The sequence below is a fragment of the Amycolatopsis mediterranei genome (assembly GCF_026017845.1).
In the GTDB taxonomy this organism is placed as follows: Bacteria; Actinomycetota; Actinomycetes; order Mycobacteriales; family Pseudonocardiaceae; genus Amycolatopsis; species Amycolatopsis mediterranei.
This window is the reverse complement of record NZ_CP100416.1, coordinates 1,307,352-1,329,058: the sequence shown is the minus strand read 5'-3', so window position 1 is coordinate 1,329,058 and position 21,707 is coordinate 1,307,352. Positions and strand designations below refer to the sequence as shown.

At 72.8% G+C, this 21,707-nt stretch carries 18 protein-coding genes; 3 read left to right on the top strand and 15 right to left on the bottom strand.

The features are described from left to right. Positions 1-117 precede the first annotated feature (117 nt). The 5 genes from ISP_RS06390 to ISP_RS06370 form a co-directional block, all read right to left on the bottom strand. Complete coding sequence (locus ISP_RS06390) at positions 118-1,635, bottom strand: GMC oxidoreductase (RefSeq protein WP_013227212.1); 1,518 nt, start codon at positions 1,633-1,635, stop codon at positions 118-120. A gap of 34 nt (positions 1,636-1,669) precedes the next feature. Next, positions 1,670-2,551 carry a glucose-1-phosphate thymidylyltransferase RfbA gene (gene rfbA, locus ISP_RS06385; protein WP_013227213.1) on the bottom strand — a complete coding sequence of 294 codons (882 nt, stop codon included), beginning with the start codon at positions 2,549-2,551 and terminating at the stop codon, positions 1,670-1,672. 447 nt (positions 2,552-2,998) lie between these two features. Next, positions 2,999-4,675 carry a non-ribosomal peptide synthetase gene (locus tag ISP_RS06380; RefSeq protein ID WP_013227214.1) on the bottom strand — a complete coding sequence of 559 codons (1,677 nt, stop codon included), beginning with the start codon at positions 4,673-4,675 and terminating at the stop codon, positions 2,999-3,001. Next, positions 4,660-5,391: a thioesterase II family protein gene (locus ISP_RS06375; RefSeq protein ID WP_013227215.1), complete on the bottom strand. Its 732-nt coding sequence runs from the start codon at positions 5,389-5,391 to the stop codon at positions 4,660-4,662. The genes ISP_RS06380 and ISP_RS06375 overlap by 16 nt, the downstream gene beginning before the upstream one ends. 48 nt (positions 5,392-5,439) lie before the next feature. Beyond that, positions 5,440-6,906, bottom strand: a complete 1,467-nt coding sequence (locus ISP_RS06370; RefSeq protein ID WP_013227216.1) for a condensation domain-containing protein — start codon at positions 6,904-6,906, stop codon at positions 5,440-5,442. Between the two features lie 217 nt (positions 6,907-7,123). On the opposite strand from ISP_RS06370, the gene ISP_RS06365 reads away from it, so the two are divergent. After that, a complete protein-coding gene (locus ISP_RS06365; protein ID WP_013227217.1) occupies positions 7,124-7,573 on the top strand; it encodes an enediyne antibiotic chromoprotein in 450 nt (149 codons plus the stop codon). A 75-nt stretch (positions 7,574-7,648) separates the two neighbouring features. On the opposite strand, the gene ISP_RS06360 is transcribed toward ISP_RS06365, so the two are convergent. After that, complete coding sequence (locus ISP_RS06360; protein WP_013227218.1) at positions 7,649-8,818, bottom strand: nucleotide disphospho-sugar-binding domain-containing protein; 1,170 nt, start codon at positions 8,816-8,818, stop codon at positions 7,649-7,651. Positions 8,819-9,051: 233 nt separating this feature from the next. Here ISP_RS06360 and ISP_RS06355 point away from each other — a divergent pair, with 233 nt between their 5' ends. After that, positions 9,052-9,267 carry a hypothetical protein gene (locus ISP_RS06355; protein WP_013227219.1) on the top strand — a complete coding sequence of 72 codons (216 nt, stop codon included), beginning with the start codon at positions 9,052-9,054 and terminating at the stop codon, positions 9,265-9,267. A 99-nt stretch (positions 9,268-9,366) separates the two neighbouring features. Here ISP_RS06355 and ISP_RS06350 read toward each other — a convergent pair whose 3' ends face one another. The 7 genes from ISP_RS06350 to ISP_RS06320 all read right to left on the bottom strand — a co-directional run bounded on the left by ISP_RS06350 (position 9,367) and on the right by ISP_RS06320 (position 16,490). Next, a complete protein-coding gene (locus tag ISP_RS06350; RefSeq protein ID WP_230468383.1) occupies positions 9,367-10,419 on the bottom strand; it encodes a tryptophan 2,3-dioxygenase in 1,053 nt (350 codons plus the stop codon). Next, positions 10,419-11,447, bottom strand: coding sequence for a methyltransferase (locus ISP_RS06345; RefSeq protein ID WP_014467257.1), 1,029 nt, complete (start codon positions 11,445-11,447; stop codon positions 10,419-10,421). The genes ISP_RS06350 and ISP_RS06345 overlap by 1 nt, the downstream gene beginning before the upstream one ends. Positions 11,448-11,467: 20 nt before the next feature. Continuing rightward, positions 11,468-12,889, bottom strand: coding sequence for an NDP-hexose 2,3-dehydratase family protein (locus ISP_RS06340; RefSeq protein WP_013227222.1), 1,422 nt, complete (start codon positions 12,887-12,889; stop codon positions 11,468-11,470). 98 nt (positions 12,890-12,987) lie between these two features. Then, positions 12,988-13,629, bottom strand: coding sequence for a response regulator (locus ISP_RS06335; RefSeq protein ID WP_013227223.1), 642 nt, complete (start codon positions 13,627-13,629; stop codon positions 12,988-12,990). Next, complete coding sequence (locus ISP_RS06330; protein ID WP_013227224.1) at positions 13,626-14,804, bottom strand: sensor histidine kinase; 1,179 nt, start codon at positions 14,802-14,804, stop codon at positions 13,626-13,628. The genes ISP_RS06335 and ISP_RS06330 overlap by 4 nt, the downstream gene beginning before the upstream one ends. Positions 14,805-14,812: 8 nt before the next feature. Further along, complete coding sequence (locus tag ISP_RS06325) at positions 14,813-15,646, bottom strand: ABC transporter permease (RefSeq protein WP_013227225.1); 834 nt, start codon at positions 15,644-15,646, stop codon at positions 14,813-14,815. Continuing rightward, positions 15,639-16,490 (bottom strand): ABC transporter ATP-binding protein, encoded by an 852-nt coding sequence (locus ISP_RS06320; RefSeq protein WP_013227226.1) that lies wholly within the window; start codon positions 16,488-16,490, stop codon positions 15,639-15,641. The genes ISP_RS06325 and ISP_RS06320 overlap by 8 nt, the downstream gene beginning before the upstream one ends. Positions 16,491-16,652: 162 nt before the next feature. Between ISP_RS06320 and ISP_RS06315 the strand changes: the two genes are divergently transcribed. After that, positions 16,653-17,414 carry an NAD-dependent epimerase/dehydratase family protein gene (locus ISP_RS06315; RefSeq protein ID WP_013227227.1) on the top strand — a complete coding sequence of 254 codons (762 nt, stop codon included), beginning with the start codon at positions 16,653-16,655 and terminating at the stop codon, positions 17,412-17,414. A gap of 43 nt (positions 17,415-17,457) precedes the next feature. Here ISP_RS06315 and ISP_RS06310 read toward each other — a convergent pair whose 3' ends face one another. After that, on the bottom strand, positions 17,458-18,606 hold the full coding sequence (locus ISP_RS06310) for a class I SAM-dependent methyltransferase (RefSeq protein WP_013227228.1): 1,149 nt from the start codon (positions 18,604-18,606) through the stop codon (positions 17,458-17,460). Between the two features lie 7 nt (positions 18,607-18,613). Continuing rightward, entirely contained in the window at positions 18,614-21,682 is a 3,069-nt protein-coding gene (locus tag ISP_RS06305; protein WP_013227229.1) for an AMP-binding protein, read from the bottom strand. Positions 21,683-21,707: the final 25 nt, after the last annotated feature.

The window sequence follows — 21,707 nt, the reverse complement described above, 5'->3', positions numbered from 1 at the left end:
CCGACGGGCCGGGCACCGGAAAGGGCAACCCCGTGGAACGGCACCACGCGGAACGAGAAGCGCATTCCCCCAGCGGGACAATTGAGGAACTCACCGCCGGGACCCACGTCCGCTGACTCAGGGACGCGGATCGCCGCCGAGTTCGGCCGCGATCCGCGTCGCCGCCCGCCAAGCCAGCGCGACCGTGGTGAGCGTGGGGTTCGACGCGGTCGCGGTCGGGATGACGCCATTGCCGCCGACGTACAGGTTCCGCACGCCCCAGACCTTCAGGTCGGGGTCGCAGACCGAGCGCCCGTCGTCGGTCGCTCCCATGCGGACGGTGCCCTGGTAGTGCAGTGACGCGCCGCCGGCCGCCAAGGCGGGCTCTTCGGCGAGGGTGCCGACCAGCTCCGCGCTCCGGTGGGAGAGGCCGCGCATGGCCTCGATCGTTTCGAGGTCGCGGGCGGTGTGCGAGTAGCGGATGGACATGCGCGGCATGCCGTAGTGATCGGTCTCGGTTTCGCTGAACTCGACGGCGTCGCTGCGCTGCAGGTCCTTGGCGCCGTACCAGCTGACGACGCCGAGCCGGTCGTCGATGCGCCCGCCGGCGCCGAACCCGTACGGCGAGTTCGCGATCGACATCACGCCGCCCTGGATGGGCCGGTCGTCGGAGAAGGGGATCAGGACGTAGCCGAGGCCCTCGATGCCGGCCGCCTCGCCGCCCACGAAAGCGTCGTCGAGGCGGACGAAGGACACCATCTGCAGGTGGTCGTTGAGGTAGCGGCCCAGCGCGGGCGGGCGCACGCCCGAGGCGAACAGGACCTGCGGGGTGCGCAGACCGTCGGCGCAGACGACGACGTGCCGGGCCCGGACCACCGACACCTCGCCCGTACGCCGGTCCTCGAGCTCGGCCCCGGTGGCGACCCCGTCCTCGACGACGACCCGGCGCGCCAGCGTCTCCGCGCGCAGCTCGAAACCGGGTGCGGTCTCCTCGAGGTCGCCGAGGATCGCGCCGGTGCCCGAGAAGCGCAGCTCGGCGCCGTCCCACCGGGCGGCGATCGGCATGAAGCCCACCGGTGGCAGGCCCGGCCCCTCGAACGCCTCGGCCATCCTCTTGCGCAGAGCACCGGCGACGCCCTGGTCGCTGCCGAAAGCCGTCACGCCGAGCAGGGCTTCCGCGTGGTCGAGCGCGGCGTCGAGTTCTCCGGTCGCGATGCAGGGGACGCGCTCGGACTGCCGCGGGCGCGGGCATCCCCCGGCCCAGTGGACGCCCATCCCGCCGACACCGCTCGCCATGCTGGCGGCCGGCAGCCCCACCTCACCGTCGGCGAGCACGGGCCGGGGGTCCACGAAGAACAGGCCGGGCAGCACGACCTGCCGGAACTCCATCGACGGGTCGGCGCCCTCGGCGATGCCGGCCAGCGCCGTCGCCCGCTCGATCCCGGCGTCCGGTCCCTGGGTGAGCAGTTCCGCGGCCCGCCGCTCGGCACGCGGCAGGTTGTGCGTGTGCTCGCCACGCCGTCCCGGCAGCCGCGGACCGACCTCGGCCATCAGGATCCGGGCACCCGGCACCGCGTCGCCGATCGTCCGCGCGTAGGTGGCGCCCGCCGGGCCGCTGCCCACGATGAGGACGTCGACGTCGGGAGTTGCAGTCATCTCGGGAAGCCTTTCGCTCACCGCGCCACGACGCTCAGGGCGCCACGGACATCGATTCCGCCACGCTCATCACGTATTCGCCGTAGCTCGACTTCGCGAGCTTCTCCCCCAGGGCGTGGCAGTGGGCGGCGTCGATGTAGCCCATGCGCAGGGCGATCTCCTCGACGCAGGCGATGCGGACACCCGTGCGGTCCTCGATCACGCGCACGAATTGACCGGCCTCCAGCAGCGAATCGTGGGTGCCGGTGTCCAGCCAGGCGAAACCCCGGCCGAGGTCGACCATCCGCGCGCGGTGCTGCTGCAGGTACCGGCGGTTGACGTCGGTGATCTCCAGCTCACCGCGCGCGGACGGCTTCAGCGAGGCGGCGATGTCGAGCACGTCGTTGTCGTAGAAGTACAGTCCGGTGACCGCCCGGTCCGACCGGGGCCGGGCCGGCTTCTCCTCCAGGGAAAGCAGGTTTCCCGCCGCGTCGACCTCGGCCACGCCGTAGCGGTGCGCGTCCTTCACCCGGTAGCCGAACAGGACGCAACCGTCCAAATCGGACTTGGCCTGCTCGAGCACGCCGGAGAAGCCCGGGCCGTGGAACAGGTTGTCGCCCAGGATCAGCGCGACCGGGGAATCGCCGACGAAGCGGCGGCCGATGACGAACGCCTCGGCGAGGCCGTTCGGCTGGTACTGGAGCGCGTACTCGATGTTCAGCCCGAACTGCTCACCGGCGCCGAGCAGCCGGCGGAAGCTGGGGAGGTCCTCGGGCGTCGAAATCAGCAGGATTTCGGTGATGCCCGCGAGCATCAGCACCGAGAGCGGGTAATAGATCATCGGCTTGTCGTACACGGGAAGCAGCTGTTTCGACGTCGCCTGGGTGATCGGGTGCAGTCTCGAGCCGGTCCCGCCGGCGAGGATGATGCCTTTCACGGTCTCTCCAAACCTGGTGCACGGAGGGCACACTGTGCCAGCGGCTCGTGGAAGATGGCTCAAACCCCGTCCGAGCGGAGTCCAAGCATCGCCGGCATGGGTACTGTGCCGATCGGTACTGACCCGACCCCCAGCCACGGCCGATGACTTTCGCAGCAACAGTTACGTGCCGTCTGGGGGTCGGCCTACTTTTGGCCGGCTCAGTACCAGCCACGAGCCGTCCCCCGCCGGGCTCCGGCGCGACCTGCGGCAACGGGTCGCGGAGCTGGCGGCGGCACGAAGCGACCTGCTCGCCGGCCCCTCGCCGGGCGCCACCGAACAGCAGCACGCCAAGGGAAAGCTGACCGTCCGCGAGCGGCTGGAGATGGACCTGGCCGCGTCCGCGGGCGCGCGCGTCCGCGCGCGGCGCCGGCGCCCGGACGGCGCCTGCTTGGGTGCGGGAGAGCTTCACCGCCCCGGGCTCGTGGACACGGGGCTGATCAGCGCCGTCAACGCACCGAGGGTCTGGTGCCGCAGCACCGCCGTGGGGGTGAGCGGGATCCCCGCACCGGCAGCCAGCTCCGCGACCCGGACCGCCAGCAACGACGTGCCGCCGAGGTCGAAGAAGTTGTCCTCCTCGGCGACTTCGTCCAGCTCCAGCAGGAACCGCCAGATCCCCGCCAGCCGGTCACCCGGCGTCCCCTCGAACACCGGCGCGGCGAGGGCCCGGCGGTCGAGTTTGCCGCGGCGGTTGACGGGCAGCGCGGTGGCGGTGCGGATCACGGCGGGCACGCAGTACGGGGGCAACGTACCGGCGAGGTACCCGCGGAGCTCGGCCGCCGTCGGTGGTGGCCCGTCCGGGACGACGGTCGCGACGAGACGGACGTCGCCTGCCGGGTCGGTCTCGGCCGTGACGACGGCCTGTGCCACGGCCGGGTGCCCGGCCAGCGCGATCTCGACCTCGGCGGGCTCGACCCGGTACCCGCGGATCTTGACCTGGTCGTCGAGCCGGCCGGCGAACACGAGATCGCCCGACGGCAGCCGCCGTCCGGCGTCGCCGGTGCGGTAGCCGCCGTCGGTGAAGCGCTCGGCGGTCAGGCCGGGACGGCCGAGGTAACCGCGGGCGATGCCGGTGCCGCCCAGCCAGATCTCGCCGGTGGCGCCGTCCGGGACCGGGGCGCCGTCGGCGTCGAGCAGCCGGATCTCGGTGCCGTCGATCGGTCGGCCGATCGGCACCGGCGTGTCCGGCCAGCACCGCGCCCGGGCCGCGTCGATCGCGAACACGCAGCGGCCGACCACGCCCTCGGTCGGGCCGTAGTGGTTGTACAGCAGGGCATCCGGCGCGACCCCGGCCCAGGACCGCAGGAGATCGGGCGGGAGGGCTTCCCCGCCGATGACGTAGGCGGCACTGCGCAACCACCGTCCGTGCGCCTCGGGCAGCAGGAGGCGCAGGTGCGTCGGCGTGAGCCGGACGAAGCCGTGCGGACGCTCCATCGCCGACAGCAGCTCGCCGAATCCGGCGCCTTCCGGCAGCAGGGTGATCGACTCACCGCGGACGAGCGGGACGAACAGGCTGGTGAAGGAGAAGTCGAACGACAGCGGCGAATGCAGGATGCTCCCGGCCGCCGCGCGGGGAAGCGTGCGCGCGGCCCAGCCGACGTAGTTGGTGAGCCCGGCGTGCTCGACCTCGACGCCCTTGGGCTTCCCGGTCGAGCCCGAGGTGTACAGGACATACGCCAGGTCGCGCGGCTCGGGAAACGAAGTCAACGGCCCGGTGGGGGCCGCGGACGCGAGCGGCAGCACCGGCACGCCGGCCACCGGTGGGTGGCCGGCGGTCGCCAGCACGGCCACGGCGCCGGAGTCTTCGATCTGGTGCGCGACCCGGGCCTCGGGCAGGGTGACGTCGACCGGGACGAAGGCGCCACGGGCCCGCAGCACGGCCAGTATCCCGATCACCGCTTCGATGCCGCGGGGTGCGCAAACCGCAACGCGCCGGCCCGGGGCCACGTCGAGCGTGGTGGCGAGCGCGTCGACCCGGGCCACGAGTTCGCCGTAGCTCACCCGGGTGCCCCGGCACTCCAGCGCGAGCGCGCCGGGCGCCTCCTTCGCGCGGTCCGCGATCTGCTCGATCACCGTCGCGGGCACGGGAGCTCCTCGGACACCAGGCCGGCCAGCTCGGACCAGGCCCCGTTCGGGAAGAGCTGCCGCGCGCGGACGCCGGCCAGCCGCAGCGGCCGGGTCGTCTCGCGCTGCCAGTCCGTCCACCGCGCCGGCGTGGCCGCCAGGTCCTCCTCGGTGGCCACGACGGTGACCGGCACCGGTAGCGGCGGCTCGCTCTCGTACGCATAGGACCGGCTGAGCGCGAGGTCGGCGAGCACCGGCGGCGCGAGCACGGCGAGCAGGTCCGGATCGCCCAGGATCCGCGGATCGGTGACGCCGTTGCCGGCGAGCTCGGTGCGGAGGTCGCCGATCGGGCGGGGGCCGGTCAGCCGCCCGGGCGCTTCGCAGGAGGCGACCACGAGCCGTCCGGGCAGTTCCCCGCCGCGCCGCCGCAGCTCGCGGACCAGCTCGAAGGCGAGCAGGCCGCCCGAACAGTGTCCGAACAGGACCGTCGGCAGATCGGGCAGGGCGTGCAGGTCGTCCGCGAGGCCCGAAACCGCCGCGGCCAGATCGGCGGGCGGCGGGTCGTCGAGCCGGCTTTCGCGGCCGGGCCAGCGCACGGCCAGCAGTTCGGTGTCTGGGGGCACCAGGTGCCGCCACTCGCGGAACGGCCCGGCCCCGCCACCCGCCCACGGCAGGCAGACCAGCCGGGCCCGCGGCTGCGCCGGCCGCGTCCAGCGCGCGATGCTCGTACCGGGCATGTGCACCTCTCCTGTCGGTTCCGGAACGGGACGGACGCCGTCGGCGGCTCAGTGCGCGGCCGCGCCGACACCGAGGTCGCGCCGCTGCAGCCGTCTTGTCCACGCCGTGGCAAGCCGCCGGGCCTCGCCGTCGCTCAGCACGTCCGTGCGGTACCGCAGCTGGGCGCGGGCCTCGGGCTCCGGCCAGACCTCCAGCGCGACGTCGTGCCACGTCTTCGCCGCGCTCAGCCGTTCCCGGCCCGTGCACCGCACGCCGGGGAGGCCGAACTTCGCCACCGCGTAGACGTGGAACTCGAAAGTGGCCTGCAGCAACGGAGATCGCGGCACACCGGCCGGCGGCTGGTAAAAGGCGCTGATCGGCATCGGCGGGGACGCGAGGGCGGCCCGCAGCCGCTCCGCCGCGGTCTCGACCAGTTCGCCTGCCGGCGCGGCGGCGTCCGGGAACCGCACGGCCGCCGCCCACGGGAAACAGCCGATGACGTTCTCGACCTCGGGCACCGAGCGCCCGGCCACCGGCACGTTGACCAGGACGTCACGAGCGCCGGTGACGTCGTGCAGCGCGCCGGCGTACGCGGCCAGCAGTTCCGCGGCGGTGGCGCTCCGCCCGCCGGGAAGGGGCACCGGGACGGCGACGCCCGGACCGACGTCGTCCCGGGCGCCGCCGAACGGCAAGGCCGTGGCGCCGGCCAGCTGCTCCCGCCAATAGCGCCGAGCCCCGCGGAGCTCGGCGGCCTGACGGCTTTCCTGGACGGCGATGGCGCGGTAGTACGAGGTCGGCGGTCGCTCGGCGGGCGGTTCCCCGGCGGCCAGCGCGGTGTAGGCGGTGGCGAGGTCCCGCAGCAGGATCTGCTCCGACCAGCCGTCGTAGGCGGTGTGGTGCACCGAAATCGCGAGCAGGAAGCGGCGGTCGCCGAGCTCGGCGAGCCGGGCCCGGATCGGGATCTCGTTCGCCAGGTCGAAATCGCGGAGCAGGAACCGGCGGGCGTCGGCGGCCGTGCCGGTCCCGACGGTGCACACCGGGCCCACCGAGCCGGGCGGGTCCACCACCGGCCGCGGGCCGGCGAGGATGCGCGTGCGCAGTGCGTCGTGCCAGGACGTGACGACGTCGAGGGCGCCGGCCAGCGCACCGGTGTCGAGCTCGCCCTCCAGCCAGTACAGCCGGCGCAGCAGGTGGGCGTCGTCGCGCGGGTCGTCCAACGCGACCCGGTAGGCCATGAACTGGCTCAGGGGCAGCCCGTAGTCCCACCGGCCTTCGGCGGTCCCGGCCGATTCCCGGACGGGCAGGGCGTCGACGACCGCCGCGATCGCCGCCGGCGTCTGCGCGCGCAGCACCCGGGCCGCGGGGACGTCGACGTCGTGGCGCACCGAAAGCCGGTTGGCCAGCTTGATCGCGACGAGCGAGGTCGCGCCGAGGTCGAACAGGTTGTCGCCGGGGGCGACCGGCTCGCCGAGCAGCGACGACGCCACCTCGAGCACGGACGCGAGTGCCGATCGCTTCGCGTTGTCCTTCCCCACGGATCTCCCCCCGTCAACCAGCGCGGTGCACGTCGTGAGCAAGGTATGCGGGCTCGTTGGAGTCCTGGTCGACCGCGGGTGGGTCGACCGTGCGACCGCGGGCGTCGTCCGGTCGAAGGACCTGGGAAGTCGATCGTTAGCACCTCGCAAGATCCGCGCGCACCGGGACAGAATCGACCTCGTCCGCATCGCCGAACCATCCGGAGGGAACCACTTCATGTCCGCTCGCACCCCGATCGGAACGAAAGCGGTCGTGGCCGCCGGGTTCGCCGTGGCCCTCGCCTGCACCGGAGCCGCCACGGCCTCGGCCGCGCCCGCGGCCCCGGCGCTGGCCGCGAGCCCGAGCAGCGACCTCGCCGACGGGCAGGTCGTGGACGTGTCCGGAACCGGCTACACCGCCGGCTCGACGATCGTCCTGCTGGAGTGCGACGCCGCCCAGCCGGCCGGCCGGGCGTGCGACAAGGCGGCGCTGGTGGCGACCGTCGCCGGCGCCGACGGCACGCTGGCCGCGAAGCTGACCGTGCACCAGGCGTTCCAGGCGGTCGATCTCAGCACCGGCGCGGCCGGGACCACCGTGGACTGCGCGACCGCGCACTGCGTGATCGCTTCCGCCGACACCAGCAACACCGGTACCGAGGGCGCCGGCGTCTCGATCACGTTCGGCTGACCCGCCGTGAGCCCGGTGCCGGTCACGCGCTTCTCCCCCCAGCAAGCCGTGACCGGCACCTTCCCGGAAAGTGGTTCAGACCATGGAAGAGGTCAGGGAGGTCAGGTGGGCAGCCATCTCGTTGGGCGTCGGCAGCTGCCGCATCGCGTCGCGCACGCTCGCGGTCGCCGCCGAGAAGGCCGGGTCGCCGAGCATCCGGGCGGCCTTCTCGCGCAGGACCTCGTCGGTCGCGTCCGAGGGCAGCACGAACTCGCCACAGCCGTTCTCCGCCAGGAGTTCGGCGTTGAGCGCGGTGTCGGTCATCTGGGGCACCAGCAGCTGCGGGGTGCCGGACGCCAGTGCGGTCATCACCGTGCCGAGCCCGGCGTGCGAGATCACCAGGTCGCACCGCGGCAGCAGGGCGTTGAACGGGACCCCGGACACCACCCGGACGTTGGCGGGCAGCTCGCCGATCAGGTCGGCGTCCGCGGCGGTCACCGCGGCGACGACCTCGACGTCGAGCCCGGCGACCGCGCGGACCACCTGGCCGGTCACCACCATCTTGCGGTCGAACCGGCCCGACGACGTCCCCCAGGAGACGCAGACGCGCTTGCGCGGGCTCGGCTCGTGGAGCCAGTCCGGCAGCACTCCGGGGCCGTTGTACGGCACGTACTGCATCAGGAGGCGGGAGCCCGGCGACGCGATCTGCAGTTGCGGCGGGCAGGGGTCGACGCTGACGGCAGCGAGCGACGGGACCTCGTCGAGGCCCCAGTGCGCCCGCACCTCGGCGAGCGCTTCGGCTTCGAACTCCCGGAACAGCCCGGCGTAGTCGATGCCCCAGGTGTGCCGGATCGCGGGCACGCCCAGCAGGTCGGCCACCATCGGGCCCGCGTAGGTCCAGGCCTCGTACAGCACCACGTCCGGGCGCCAGCGCCGGGCGAAGTCCAGCAGGCCGTCCATCATGGTCCAGCACGCGGCCACGCCGAGCCGGCAGTTCTGGGTGCCGTGGCGGTGCATGTCGCGCCAGTGCGGCGGGTTCACGCCTTCGGCGTCGGCGAGCCGGCGCAGGAAGCCGCCCATCATCGCGCCGGCGTCGACGCTCTCGCCCACCGCGGCGGCGGGCAGGCCCGAACGCAGCACGGTACCGGCGAGTCCCGGCTGGGTGGCGACCACGACCTCGTGGCCCTGCGCCCGCAGGGACCAGGCCAGTGGCACCAGCGGAAAGTAGAGGGTGTTCCAGTTCCACGTCGTGATCAGCACGCGCACGTGACGTTCATCCTCCGATCCCGGCCGCCGACAGCGCTCCGAGCGTCGGGGTGGCCGCTCGAACCGGCGTCCAGAACGGGTGGCGCGCGGTTGCCGTCCGGTTCGGAGCCGGGGCAGGATGATCCCCACCCGGACGTCCGGCAGATCCAGTGAATTCCCTGTGACAACCGGGGCTTCGCCCCGGGCCGGGGGCTCCGCCACCCGAACCCCCGAAAACGAAGAAGGAGTGCACCATGAGCAATCCCCGGCGCGAGGGCACCACACCCGCCAAGCGCTTTCCCGCAGGCGCCGTTCTGGGCTCCGCGATGCCGCTCGCCCTGGTCTGGGTGATCCTCTACGTGACCGGCGCGGTCGACTCGGGCGCGCTGATCGGCATCGGGGCCGCGATCGTCGTGCTGGTGCTGTTCATCTGGGTGGCCGCGAGCATCCGGATGCGCCGGGGCCGCTGACCGCGCTCCGCCCGACCGGAGGGGCCGGCTCGCCCGAGCCGGCCCCTCCGGTCGGGTACCGGCCGTGGCCGGACCGGGCCGCGCAAGGCCGGAAACCGGTCACAGGCAAGCGAACGCCGCGAGGTCGACTTCCGGCACCGGCGGCGCGTTCTTCGTCACGAACCGCTTCAGGTACGCCCAGCCGTCGGTGCCACCCGAGCCCTTGCTGTCGGGCAGGTACTTGCGGGCGAAGCCGTAGTGCCGGCCGCGCCAGACGAGCAGGACGCGCTCGGCCACCGCGCACAGCTCGTCCAGCTCGGGACGGCCCAGTCCGGCCACCACCCGGCGCAGCGGCTGCACCTCCACGTGCGGTTCGCCGCGCAGGCACGACAAGTGCGGGAAGCGCGCGAAGATCTCCTCGCGGCGCGGATCGTGGCCGTGCACCACCAGTTCCATCAGGTGGTAGTTCATCGACTGCACGGCGCTGGCGTCACCCGTCTCGGCGCGGAACGACATGAACCGCTCCGGTGTGAGCGTGGTCAGCACCTCGAAGATGCCGTTGAGCAGGTCGGCGAACAGGCCGAGCTGACGCAGCCGGAACGCCGACCCGGCCGGCAGGGCGAGCCGCCGGACCAGGAAGAACACCAGCTCACAGGCCTGCACGGACCTGAGGAACACGTGCTCCTCGTGCTTGTCGGACTGCGGGAAGCCCGAACAGCCCAGCAGCAGGAACGCCCGCGTTTCGTCCACCGGCAGCTCCCCCACCCGGCTGCGCGGGGTCGCGGGCAGGTCGGCGACGCGCGCGGTCAGCCCGGTCAGCAGCTCGACGCGCTCGGCGAGGTACGGCAGCTCCGGCAGCGCCCGGCGCTCGAGGTCGAGCAGGTCGGCCAATGTGAGCCGCAGCGCCAGGGCCGCGGCCGCCACCGGGTCGGGCGCGTCCGCCAGGAACCAGTCGTGGACGTGCAGGCTGGTGTAGCGGTAGTACTCCGGAATCGGCCGCGGGCTGAACGGCCGGGTCAGCAACCGCAACGGCAGGTTCGCTTCGGTGGGCTCGGCGGCGGCTTCCTCGTGCCACCGTCCGAAAAGGTCCCGTTCGGCGGTGGTGAGCGCGAACCGGCCGGCTCTTCGCTGGGCCGCGACGATGTCCGCGCAGACCCCGGTGAAGGCGGCCATCACGCCCGGCCCAGCACGAGGTGCTTGTCGCGGGTGCCGCGCCGGACCTCGCAGCCGTGGAAGCCGGCCGCTGTCAGCAGCTCGACGTATTCCGCGGCGCTGCGGTGCCGGCCTTCGGTTTCGACGTGCATGGAGAGGTTCATCGCCGCGGTGGCGAGCGGGCCGACGCCGTCGTCGTCGAACAGCCGCTCCATGATCAGCACCAGCCCACCGGGCCGGCACGCGCGGCGCGCGGCGGCCAGCAGCTCGGCGCACGTCCCGTCGGCCCAGTCGGACAGGATGTAGCCGAACGCGATCCGGTCACCCTCGGGCAGCCGGTCGCGGAAGAAGTCACCGGGCGTGAACCCGAGCCGTCCGGCGAGGCCGAAGCGCTCGCGCGTGCGGGCGACGGCGGGGCCGACCGCCGGCAGGTCGAACACCGTGGCCGTCAGCGACGGCGCGGCCCGCAGCGCGGCCACCGCGAACGGGCCGCTCGCCCCGCCGACGTCGACCAGGTGCGTCGCGGTGTCCAATTCGGACAGTGCGGCCAGCTCCGCCGAGACGCCGTGGCTGAGGTCCCACATGGCCTGCAGGAACCGCTCGGTCGCGGCCTCGTCGTGGTAGAGCGCGTCGAACGGCCGGGTGCCGTCCGGCTTGCCCCGTTCGAGGAAGCCCGCCACCTCGCCCATCCGCCCGGCCGTGCTCTCGACCAGGTGGGTGACGAACCCGCCCAGGTAGTCCTCGGCGCCGGAGTCGACGAACGGCCGGAGGTCGGCGGGCACCACCCAGCCGTCCACTGCGGACTCGAGTAGGCCCGCTCCACCGAGCACCACGAGGATCCGGTGGAGGGTCTCCCGGTCGAGCCCGAGCTTTTCGGCCACCACGGTGGACGGTGCGGGCGCGGGCAGCAGGGCGTCGAACACACCGTGGGCGCAGGCCAGCTGCACCGCGTGCGTGACGTACAGCCCGTAGACAGCACGTTCGAGCCGTTCGGGGAACACGGGTTCGACCTCCTGGTCGGCAGCGTCGGCGAGGTGGGCACTTTTCACGTGGCAGTGCCGTGCCGGGGTCAGCAGAGGGCGCGCATGCAGGCCAGCAGGCTGCGCGCTTCGACGTTCAGGTAGCCGCTGTGCGGGATGAGCGCCGACAGCTGGGCGAGGCTGGCCCAGCGGAAGCCCGGCGGGGTCGCGGCGAACCGGACGTCGTCGGCGACCTCCACGATCCGGTACCGGTTCTCGGCCCGGTAGAACCGGCCGCCTTCCTCCGAGAGGACGACGTCGTACTTGACGTCCTTCCCCTGCACCGTGCGCACGTGGTCCAGGAACGCGGGACGCCGTTCCGGCGCCAGGTGCAGGTAGTTGTCCGGCATGCACTGCACGGTCGGGCCCAGTTCGACGATGTCGGGCGTGCCCGCCTCGACCCTGGCCTGCAGCAGCACTTCCAGGTACCCGCGGGCGCGGCTGGCCACGAAGGCGACCAGACCCGTGCCGCACGGCGCGATGAGCGGCTGGGTCCAGCTGCGGACCTCGCGGCCGGTGGCCGTGACCGACATCGCGACGACCTCGAAGTAGCGGCCCTCCTCGTGGGCGATCACCCGCTCGTCCCGGTGCCAGCGGCCGACCGACCGCAGGGGCGCGAGTTCCGCGGTGAGCTCGCAGTCGCCTTTGACGTGGTTGAGCCAGTTCTGGAGGCCGGCGGGTTCGGGGTCCTGCCGGAAGGACGCGACGACCGCCGGGCCCAGCTCGCCCGCGCGCCGCTCGGGCGGCCGGGCGGTGGCGTTCATCGGGAGGCAGGCCAGCACGGTGCGGCTGTCCATGTTGACCATGTTGTCCTGCCGCAGCAGCTCGTGGACCTGGCCGAGGGTGAACCACCGGAAGCCCTCGTGCAGCGGCACGTCCTCGGTGGTCTCGACGATGATGTTCCGGTTGCGCTTGCGGAAGAACCGGCCACCCTGCTCCGAGTGCAGCACGTCGACGAGCACGGTGCCGCGGCCGGGTTCGGTGAAGTGCTCCAGGTACTTGGTCGCCGCGCCGCCGTGGAGGCGCAGGAAGTTGCTGCGGGTGGCCTGGACGGTCGGGGAAAGCTGGATCACGTTGACGTTGCCCGGCTCCATCTTCGCCTGCATCAGCAGGCAGAGCACCCCGTCGATCTCCTTGACCAGGATGCCGAGCACCCCCACCTCGGGCTGGTGGATGATCGGCTGCGTCCACGCCGGCACGACGCCGGCGGGGTCGTGCACGTCGAGACCGCGGATCGTGAAGAAGCCGCCGGAGCGGTGGCCGAGGTCGCCGGTGTCCGGGTCGAACGACCAGCCGTCCAGCTCGGCGAACGGGATCGCCTCGGTCGTGAAGCTGCCGCGCGCGGTCCGTTCGGCCAGCCAGGCGGTGACTTCACCGTGCCCGCCGAGCGTCGGCGTGCTCAGCGTGGCCGCCGATTCCAGGAACCGGTCCAGCATGTCCCGCTGAACGAGAGTGGAGGGAGAAGTCACCACCGGTGCACCTTCCTTCGGAAGAAGTTCAGGTGCCCACCCTCGCCGGGGGAACTCGAATCACCCTCGAATACAGGGCGTGGCGACGGTCCTCAATGTACTCAGCCGGGGAAGACGCCCCGTTGCATCGCGACCGTGACCGCCGCCGTGCGGTCGCCGACCTCGAGCTTGGCGAACATCCGCACCAGGTGCGTCTTCACGGTCGTCTCGCTGATGTGCAGCTCCCGGCCGATGTCCGCGTTCGTCAGCCCCCGGGCCACCAGCCGCAGCACCTGGGTTTCGCGCGGGGTGAGCAGTTCCGGCTCGGCCGGCGCCGGGGCGGGACTGCGCAGGTGGTTCACCAGTTTCGCGACGATCGCCGGGGACAGCACGGTTTCCCCGCCCGCCGCGGCGCGGACCGCCGCCGCCAGCTCCTCGGGGGTCGCGTCCTTGAGGAGGTAACCCGAAGCGCCCGCCTCGACGGCGTGCACGATGTTCTGGTCCGTGTCGTAGGTGGTCAGGATCAGCACGCGGCAGCCCGGCACCTCGGCCACGATCCGCGCGGTCGCCGCGACCCCGTCGAGTTCCGGCATCCGCAGGTCCATCAGCACGACGTCCGGCCGGAGCGCGGCGGTCACGGCGACCGCCTCGGCCCCGTCGGCCGCCTCGCCGACGATTTCGAAGTCCGCCTCCATCGCGAGCAGCCCGACCAGGCCCGCGCGCACCACCGGGTGGTCGTCGGCGAGCACGATCCGGATGCTCAACAGCTGACCTCGATCTTGATCGTCGTGCCCGAACCGGGCGTGCTGGACACCGTCATCATGCCGGAGACCTGCTCGACCCGCGCGCGCATCCCCGCCAGGCCGAAGCCCGAAGGACCGCCGGTCACGAAGCCGCGGCCGTTGTCGGCGACCTCCAGCTGCACCGACCGGGCGTGGTAGCGGACCCGCACGCGCACGCGGGTGGCGTGGGCGTGCTTGCGCACGTTGGCCAGCGCCTCCTGCACCGCGCGCAGCAGCACCACCTGGACGTCGGTGGACGGCGCCCGCGGCTCGCCGAGCACTTCCGCGCTCGCTTCGATGCCCAGCTCCTGCCCCAGCCGGGCGACGACCTTGCCGATCGCCACGTCGAGCGGCGACGCGCTCAGCCCGGCGGGCCCGGACGCGCTGATCACGGCGCGCACTTCGGCCAGGTTTTCCGTCGCCGTCTTCTGCGCCAGCGCGAGCCGTTCGTGCGCCCGCTCCGGGTCGGCGGGGATGGCCGCGTCGGCCGCGCGGATCAGCATCAGCAGGCTGGTCAGGCCCTGCCCGACCGTGTCGTGGATCTCCTGCGCGAGCCGGTAGCGTTCGGACTGGACGCCCGCCTCGTGGTAGGACTCGGTCAGTTCACTGCGGACGTTCTCCAGCTCGGCGATCAGCTCCCCCCGCCGCCGGTTCTCGGTGAGCAGCTGGGTCACGAAGAAGCCCACGAGCAGTGCGAACAGCCACACGGTCGCGGTCTGCACGGCAACGTCGGAAACCGCGCCCGGCGTCCAGCCGCGCCGGCCGAGGATCAGGACATCACTCGCCAGGGTGACGGCGAGGCAGGCCCACACCGCGATCCGGATGGGCTGCAGCAAGGCGAACGCCGCGGGCAGGAGCACGTACAAGGCGATCGACATCAGCCCGTCGACGGCCACCATCCCCAGCGTCCCGGCGAAAGCCAGCGCGAGGAAGAGCCAGCCGTACCCGGCCGGCGCCGTGCCGCCCAGCGCGGGCGCGCCCACCACGGCGTAGGCGACGCCGATGAGCGCGACCACGGCGTAGACGAACCAGGGGTCGCGCTCGAACGCGGCGAGCACGACGAGCACGACCCCCATCAGCGCGAAGGACGCGTGCCACCCCAGCAGGATCCGCAGCAGCCAGCCCTGCCCGCTGGCGTCCTTCTCCGCGGATGTCACCGGAGCCTTCACCCGTCGTCGCGACCCTTCCAGCGGAACGTCGTCAGGCACAGGACCAACCCAAGCACGCCGTACCCGGCGAGCACCAGCGCGACCCGCCCGTGCCCCCAGGACATCCCGGGCTCGTACTGCTGGAAGGCGTCCGGCAGGAACACCGAGCGCATGCCCTGGCAGAGCCACTTGAGCGGGAACACCGCGGCGATCTTCTGCAGCACGTCGGGCAGCTGGTTGAACGGGATGAACACGCCGGAGATGAACTGCAGGGTGATCACCGGCAGGAACACCATCGCGCCCGCGCTCGCGGCGGGCACCACGCTCGAATAGGCGAGGCCGAGCAGCGTGCACGCGACGATGCCGAGCACGTAGACCCACAGGAACGTCAGCCAGTGCGCCGCATCGGACGGCAGGTGCAGGCCGAAGAAGAGGGTGCCGACCCCGAGCAGCACCACCGCCTGGCCGAGGCTGGACACCAGCACGACCGCGATCTTGCCCACGAAGTAGGCGCTGCGCGGCATCGGCGTGCCGCGCAGCCGCTTCAGCGTGCCGTTCGCGCGCTCGCCCGCCACCTGGAGCACCATGCTCTGGAACGAGGTCGACAGGATGCCGACTCCGAGCATCCCGGTGACGTAGATCTGCTGGGCGTCCACGCCGGTGTCGCCGATCCGGCCCCGGAAGATGCTCGCCAGCAGCACCAGCATGATCACCGGCAGGGCGAAGGTGAAGATCACCTGGCCCTTCTCGCGGAAGAACTGCTTGATCTCCAGCGAGCCGCGCGCCAGCCCGATCCGCCACGCGGGCACGGGGAGCCGGACCGCCCGGTCCGCGGCTTTCGTCTCAGTCACCGGCTGCTCCGATCATGCTCAGGTAGACGTCTTCGAGGGTCGGCCGCCGGACGGCGAGGCCGGGGATGTCGTCGCCGAACCGCGCGGCCAGCTCCAGCACGGTCCGCGTCGGGTTCGGGCTCCGCACCTCGTGCGGACCGTCGGCGTCGGTCCAGGACACGACCGCCTCGAGCAGGTGCCGTCCGCCGAGGCGCGCCGGCGTGTCGACGTCCACGATCGCGCCCTTGCTCAGCACCCCGACCCGGTCGGCCAGGTGCTCGGCTTCGTCGAGGTAGTGCGTGGTCAGCAGGATCGTGGTGCCCTCTTCGCGCAGACCCGCCACCAGGTCCCAGAACTGCCGCCGCACCTCGGGGTCGAAGCCGGTGGTCGGCTCGTCGAGGAAGAGCAGCTCCGGACGGCCGACCAGGCCGAGCGCCACGTCGAGCCGCCGCCGCTGGCCGCCGGAGAGCTGCACGGCCCGCTTGTGCTCGTGGCCGCTCAGCCCGACCGCGTCGACCAGCTCGGCCGGGCGCCGCGCGTCCGGGTAGAACGACGCGAAGTGCGTGAGCACCTCGAGCACCGTCAGCTGCGCGTAGTCCTGCGAGTTCTGCAGGACCACGCCCACCCGCGTGCGCCAGGCGAGGCTCGCCTTGCCGGGATCCTCGCCGAGCACGTCGATCTCCCCGGCGTCCCGGTCGCGGAAGCCCTCGAGGATCTCGGTCAGCGTCGTCTTGCCGGCGCCGTTCGGGCCGAGCAACGCGAAGATCTCGCCCTGTTCGACATCGAGATCCACGACGTCGAGCGCTACGGCGTCCCGGTACTTCTTCCGCAGGCCGCGCGTCCTGATCACGGTGTCCTTCAGCATGGCGGCCAGCCTAGCCACCCCGGTTCGCACCGGGCGAGGTGCGAACGATCGATCCGCGGTGTCCTCCGTTCGAAGGACAAACCGCGTGAGCCGCATTGGACGGGCCTTCGAGTCCGCCGCCCGACGATCCGGGCTGGGCCGGCCCGGACCGAGAGGAGCACCGTGGAGATCATCGGACGCGGTTTCATGGCCAAGAACCTGCACGAGCACGGCATCGACCATCCGCGCACGGTCATCCTCGCCACCGGGGTCGCGACCACGACCGTGACCTCACCGGACGACTACGGCAAGGACGCGGCGGGGTTGTACGACACCCTCCGCCGCTGCCGCCGCACCGGCGAGCGGCTGGTGTACCTGTCGACGGCGTCGGGCGCGATGTACGGCGCGGCCGACTGCCCGACCCGCGAGGACGACGTGGTCTTCCCGCCGCTCGCCTACGGCCGGCACAAGCTGGCGATGGAGGCCGTGGTCGCCAGCTCCGGGGTGGAGCACCTGATCCTGCGGATGACCAACCTGGTCGGCCACAACCAGCGGGCCCACCAGCTGCTGCCGTCGCTGGTGGCCCAGGTGCGGTCGGGCCGGGTGCGCGTCTACGAGCGCGCGCACCGGGATCTGCTCGACGTCGAGCACGCGATCTCGATGATCGACATCCTGCTGGCGCGCGGGGTGACCGGGCAGGTGGTCAACCTCGGGTCCGGGGTGGCGGTGCCGATCGACGACATCATCCGGCACATCGAAAACCGGCTCGGCCGGTGCGTCGAACGCGAGTACTGTCCGCAGCCGCCGCGGACGACCTCGGCGGTGCCGGTCTCGCTGGCGAAGCTGACCCGGCTGATCCCCGACGTGGTGACCCGCTTCGGCCTCGGCCCGACGTACTACGAGCGCGTCCTCGACCGCTACCTGGCGGCGCCGGTCCTGACCTGACGCCGGTGTTCCCCTCGCCGTGCGGCGAGGGGAACACCGGGGATCACCAGTGCGGAGCGCGGGGCATCCACCGCGGGATGCCGCCTTCGGCGTTGCGGCCCTTCTCCAGGAACGCGATGTTGTGGTAGACGTGCATGCCGACCAGCCCGGCCTCGCTCGCCGACGGCTCGCCGTCGGTGTCCCGCTCCTGGTGGTGCAGGTCGTCCAGCAGCGTCTTCAGCAACCCGAGCATCGTCGTGGGCACCCCGAAGTCGCGGTCGTCACCGCCGTAGCCCGGCAGGTACGAGGTCCACAGGTCCTCGATCACGTAGAAGCCCCCGGTGCGCACGTGCGGGAACAGCGCCCGGAACGACGTGAGCACGTGTTCGTTGATGTGGCTGCCGTCGTCGATCACGATGTCGAACGGGCCGTGCTCCTTGGCCAGCGCGTCGAGCTGGGCCGGGTCGTTCTGGTCACCGCGCACCACGGTCAGCCGCGGTCCGGAGAACCGGGACTTGTCGAAGTAGTCGAGCCCGAACACCGAGGACCGCGGGAAGTAGCGGCGCCACATCTTCAGCGAACCGCCCCCGGACTCCTCGTCCTCGTAGCCGCCGACGCCGATTTCCAGCAACCGCACCGGTTCCTCGCGCAGCGGCGCGAAATGCCGCTCGTAGTGCTGGGTGAACCAGTGCGTCTGGCCCCACTTGTCCGAGCCGTACCGGACGGCCAGTGCCCCCAGGTCCGGGGCCCGCGCCGACAGTGCCGCGGTGAGGGTGGCCGACGCCGCGGCGATGGAGGGCTGGCGTTCGCGGGGCGGGAAGTGGGCGTCCATGGCGGTCGTCAGTTCGTAGGCGCGGGCGGCCGACGAGCGCCCGCGCGAGGGACCCCACAGTTCGGTGATCAGGTCCTCGGCGTCGTACCGCAGCCGGACGTCGCAGGCGGGGTGCAGTCCCGGCAGCACGCGCACCGGCTCGCCGGCTCGCAGCACCCACGTGTGGTCCGCGGACTCGCGGCCGTCCGAAACAGACAGTCCGATGTGGATTTCCAGCGGGTTCGCGGGCGGGTCGAGCCGCAGCGTCCACTCGGCCACCGCGAGCTCGGCGACCCGGGCGAGGCCGAGCGCGTCCAGCCGGGCCCGGATCTCGTCCGGGCGTCCGCTCGCGGCCCGGATCAGGGCTTCGATGTCGGGCGTAACGGTCTTCTCGGCAGTCACAGTCTTTTCAAATGTCACAGTTTTCCTCCAGGGCACGGACGACCTGCGTCACGTGGTCGATGAGCCGGTCGGCGAGGCCACGGGCCTGCTCCTCGCCGATCGCGTCGGTCCGGTACCGCAGCACCCCGCCGACGGCCGGGTGCGGCCACAGCTCCAAAGTGATCTCCGGCAGGGCGTTGCGCGGCGGCACGCGGACCAGCTCGGCCCGCGCGTCGCCGAACCGCACCGCCGCCGGGGGCATCTCCTCCTGCAGCAGGTAGGCCTGCAGCAGCGGATGCCGCTGGTGGCCCTCGGGGATCGCCGGCATCACCGCGGTGAGCGGCACCAGCGGGGGCCGCATCACCTCCTGCAGCTGCCGCGCGGCCGCCGCGGCGAGCTCGGCGGGGTCGTCGATCCCGGCGGGCGGGCGCATCGGGACCATGCTCGCGAGGCACCCGATGACGTCGCCGGCTTCCTCGGTGAACCGCCCGGTGGTCGGCAGCGCGACCGCCGGTGACGGCTCGCCGGTCAGTTCCCGCAGGAGCAGCACGTAAGCCGTGTAGAAGATGGCCATCACGGTGCCGCCGACCGCGGCGGCGGCCCGGCCGACCGCCGGCAGCAGCACCTCGTCGATGTCGAGGACGACCTCGGCCGCCGGCCCGCCCCACGGCCGGGGGCCGGGCAGCGGGAAGCGCAGCTCCGGCGCGTCGGCCATGGTCGTCTGCTTGGTGTAGACCGCGAGCGGGTACCGGTCGCGGTACTGCTCCCACTGCTCGGCCGAGACGCGGTAGTAGCTGCCCGGCCAGTCGGCCAGGCCGGGCCGTCCGGCGACGAAGGCGTCGTAGGCGCGGACCAGGTCCGCGGCGAAGACCTGGCCGGACCACCCGTCGAACGAGATGTGGTGGATCCCCACGGCGAGCACCGATTCGGTGGCGGACACCGGGTAGTACGCGGCCCGGATGGGGAAGTCGGCGCCCAGGTCGAACGGGCGCATCACCCAGACGCACGCGTCCCGGACCGCGTCCACCGTCGTGGCCGCTGGGCGGTCGGTCAGCAACCCGGCCAGTTCGGCGGCCGGGTGGATCCGCACCTTCGGCGTCCGGCCGCCCTCGGCGAACCGGGCCCGCAGCACCTCGTGCCGGGCGACGACGTGGTCGAGCGCCCGGCCGAGCGCGGCCCGGTCGACGGCGCCGCGGACCCGGTAGATCACCGGCACGACGGCTTCCTCGAGGTGACCGGCCTGCTTCTGGGCGTGCCAGAACTCGGCGACGGTGAACGGGACGTGGTCCGGCTCGTACGCCGTCTCCGGTCCGGGGTCGTGGTGGCCGGCGTTGCCGAGCTCGAGGGCCGGCGCCGCGGCCACCGCCGCGGCGATGGCCCTCGGGGTGCGCGCGGCGAGGATGTCGGGCACCACGACCAGCCGGCCGAACAGCGCGCCGATCCGCGTGGAGATGCGGATCGCGGTGAGCGAGGTGGCGCCCCGGTCGAAGATGTCGTCGGCGACGCCCACCCGGTAGCCGAGCACCTCGGAGGCGACCTCCCGCAGGGTGGCTTCGAGGCCCACGCCGTCGTCGGCGGACGGCAGGGAGCCGGCACCCGCCGCTTCGGCGAGGGCTCGCTGGTCGAGCTTCCCGTTGGGCAGCTTGGGGAACTCCGCCACGGCGACGACGACGTCGGGGACGAAGCCGGCGGGCAGGACCGCGGCGACGGCCTTGCGCACCAGCTCGGGCGGCACGCCCTCGCCGACGTAGAACGCGGCCAGGCTAGTCTTCACCGCTCCGTCGAACGGCAGCGGCACCACCACGCCCGCGGTGACCCCGGGCACCGCCTCGACGATCCGCTCGACCTCCTCGGCTTCGATCCGGACCCCGCGGACCTTGAGCTGCCGGTCGCGACGGCCGACGAACACCAGCCGGCCCGCTTCGTCGAGCCGCGCCAGGTCGCCGGTGAAGTACGCGCGGCGGGGCACCCCGTCGAAGGCCAGCGTGGCGAACCGCTTCGCCGTCTCGGCTTCGTCGCCGACGTACCCGAAGCACACGCCGTCGCCGACCGTCACGATCTCGCCGGCCTGCCCGGCCGGGACGATCCGGCGGTCCTCGTCGAGCAGGTACACCGAGGTGTTCACCGACGGGGTGCCGATCGGGACTTCGTCGCCGAAGTCCGGGTCCGTGGTGGAGAACGCGGTGGTGCTCACCGTGTTCTCCACGGGCCCGTAGGCGTTGACCACCCGCAGGCCGGGATGCGCGCGCAGGCACCGCTTCACGTGCGCGGCCGAAGCCCGCTCGCCGCCGACGAACAGCACCCGCGCGCCGGCGAAGCACTCGACGTCGTCGTCCACCAGCGCGTTGAACAGCGTCGATGCCATCGCGATGAGCGTCACGCCCTCGCCGATCCGCGCGCGCACCTGCGGGCCGCTCAGGTGCCCGCTGTCGTGGAGCACGGCGGTGCCGCCCTTGATCAACGGCACCCAGAGCTCGAACGCGAACACGTCCCACGCCGGGTTCGCCTGCTGGAGCGAGACGATCCGGCCGTCGTGGCCGTGCCGCCGGTCGAGGGCGGTGCGGGCGACGCCGCTGTGCGGCGCGAGCGCGGCCTTCGGCACGCCGGTGCTGCCGGAGGTCAGGAACACGCAGAACGGCGCCGTGCCGTCGAGTCCGTGTGCGGGCACCGGTGCCGCGCCCGGCAGTGCGTCGATGTCCAGTGTGGACACCCCGGCGAACGGCTCGTGGCTCAGCAGCAGCTTCGCCCCGGTCCGCTCGATCAGCTGCCGCACCCGGTCCAGCGGCCAGTCCGGGGGCGCACAGGCGTAGGCGGCGCCGGTGCGCAGCACGCCGAGCAGCACCGCGACCAGGCGCGGGGTGCGCGGCGCCCGGATCGCCACGATGTCACCCGGGCCGACCCCGGCCGCCGCCAGCGCCGAGGCCGCCACCGCGGCGTCCGCCACGAGCTCGGCGTAGGTCACTTCGGTGTCCCGCCAGCGCAGCGCCACCGCTTCGCCGCAGCGCTCGGCGGTGCGCGCGACCAGCTCTTCGATGCGCGCGCCCCCGGAATAGGCCTCCCGGGGGCCGTGCAGCACGGACAGCGTCTCTGTGGTCATCTGTTCCTCCTTGGCGGCCATCCTC

Coding starts and splice junctions, on each gene's coding strand:
- ISP_RS06320 (WP_013227226.1), bottom strand. CDS start 16,490: ATGCTGAAGGACACCGTGATCAGGACGCGCGGCCTGCGGAAGAAGTAC.
- ISP_RS06350 (WP_230468383.1), bottom strand. CDS start 10,419: ATGGCCGCCTTCACCGGGGTCTGCGCGGACATCGTCGCGGCCCAGCGA.
- ISP_RS06365 (WP_013227217.1), top strand. CDS start 7,124: ATGTCCGCTCGCACCCCGATCGGAACGAAAGCGGTCGTGGCCGCCGGG.
- ISP_RS06305 (WP_013227229.1), bottom strand. CDS start 21,682: ATGACCACAGAGACGCTGTCCGTGCTGCACGGCCCCCGGGAGGCCTAT.
- ISP_RS06355 (WP_013227219.1), top strand. CDS start 9,052: ATGAGCAATCCCCGGCGCGAGGGCACCACACCCGCCAAGCGCTTTCCC.
- ISP_RS06390 (WP_013227212.1), bottom strand. CDS start 1,635: ATGACTGCAACTCCCGACGTCGACGTCCTCATCGTGGGCAGCGGCCCG.
- ISP_RS06375 (WP_013227215.1), bottom strand. CDS start 5,391: ATGCCCGGTACGAGCATCGCGCGCTGGACGCGGCCGGCGCAGCCGCGG.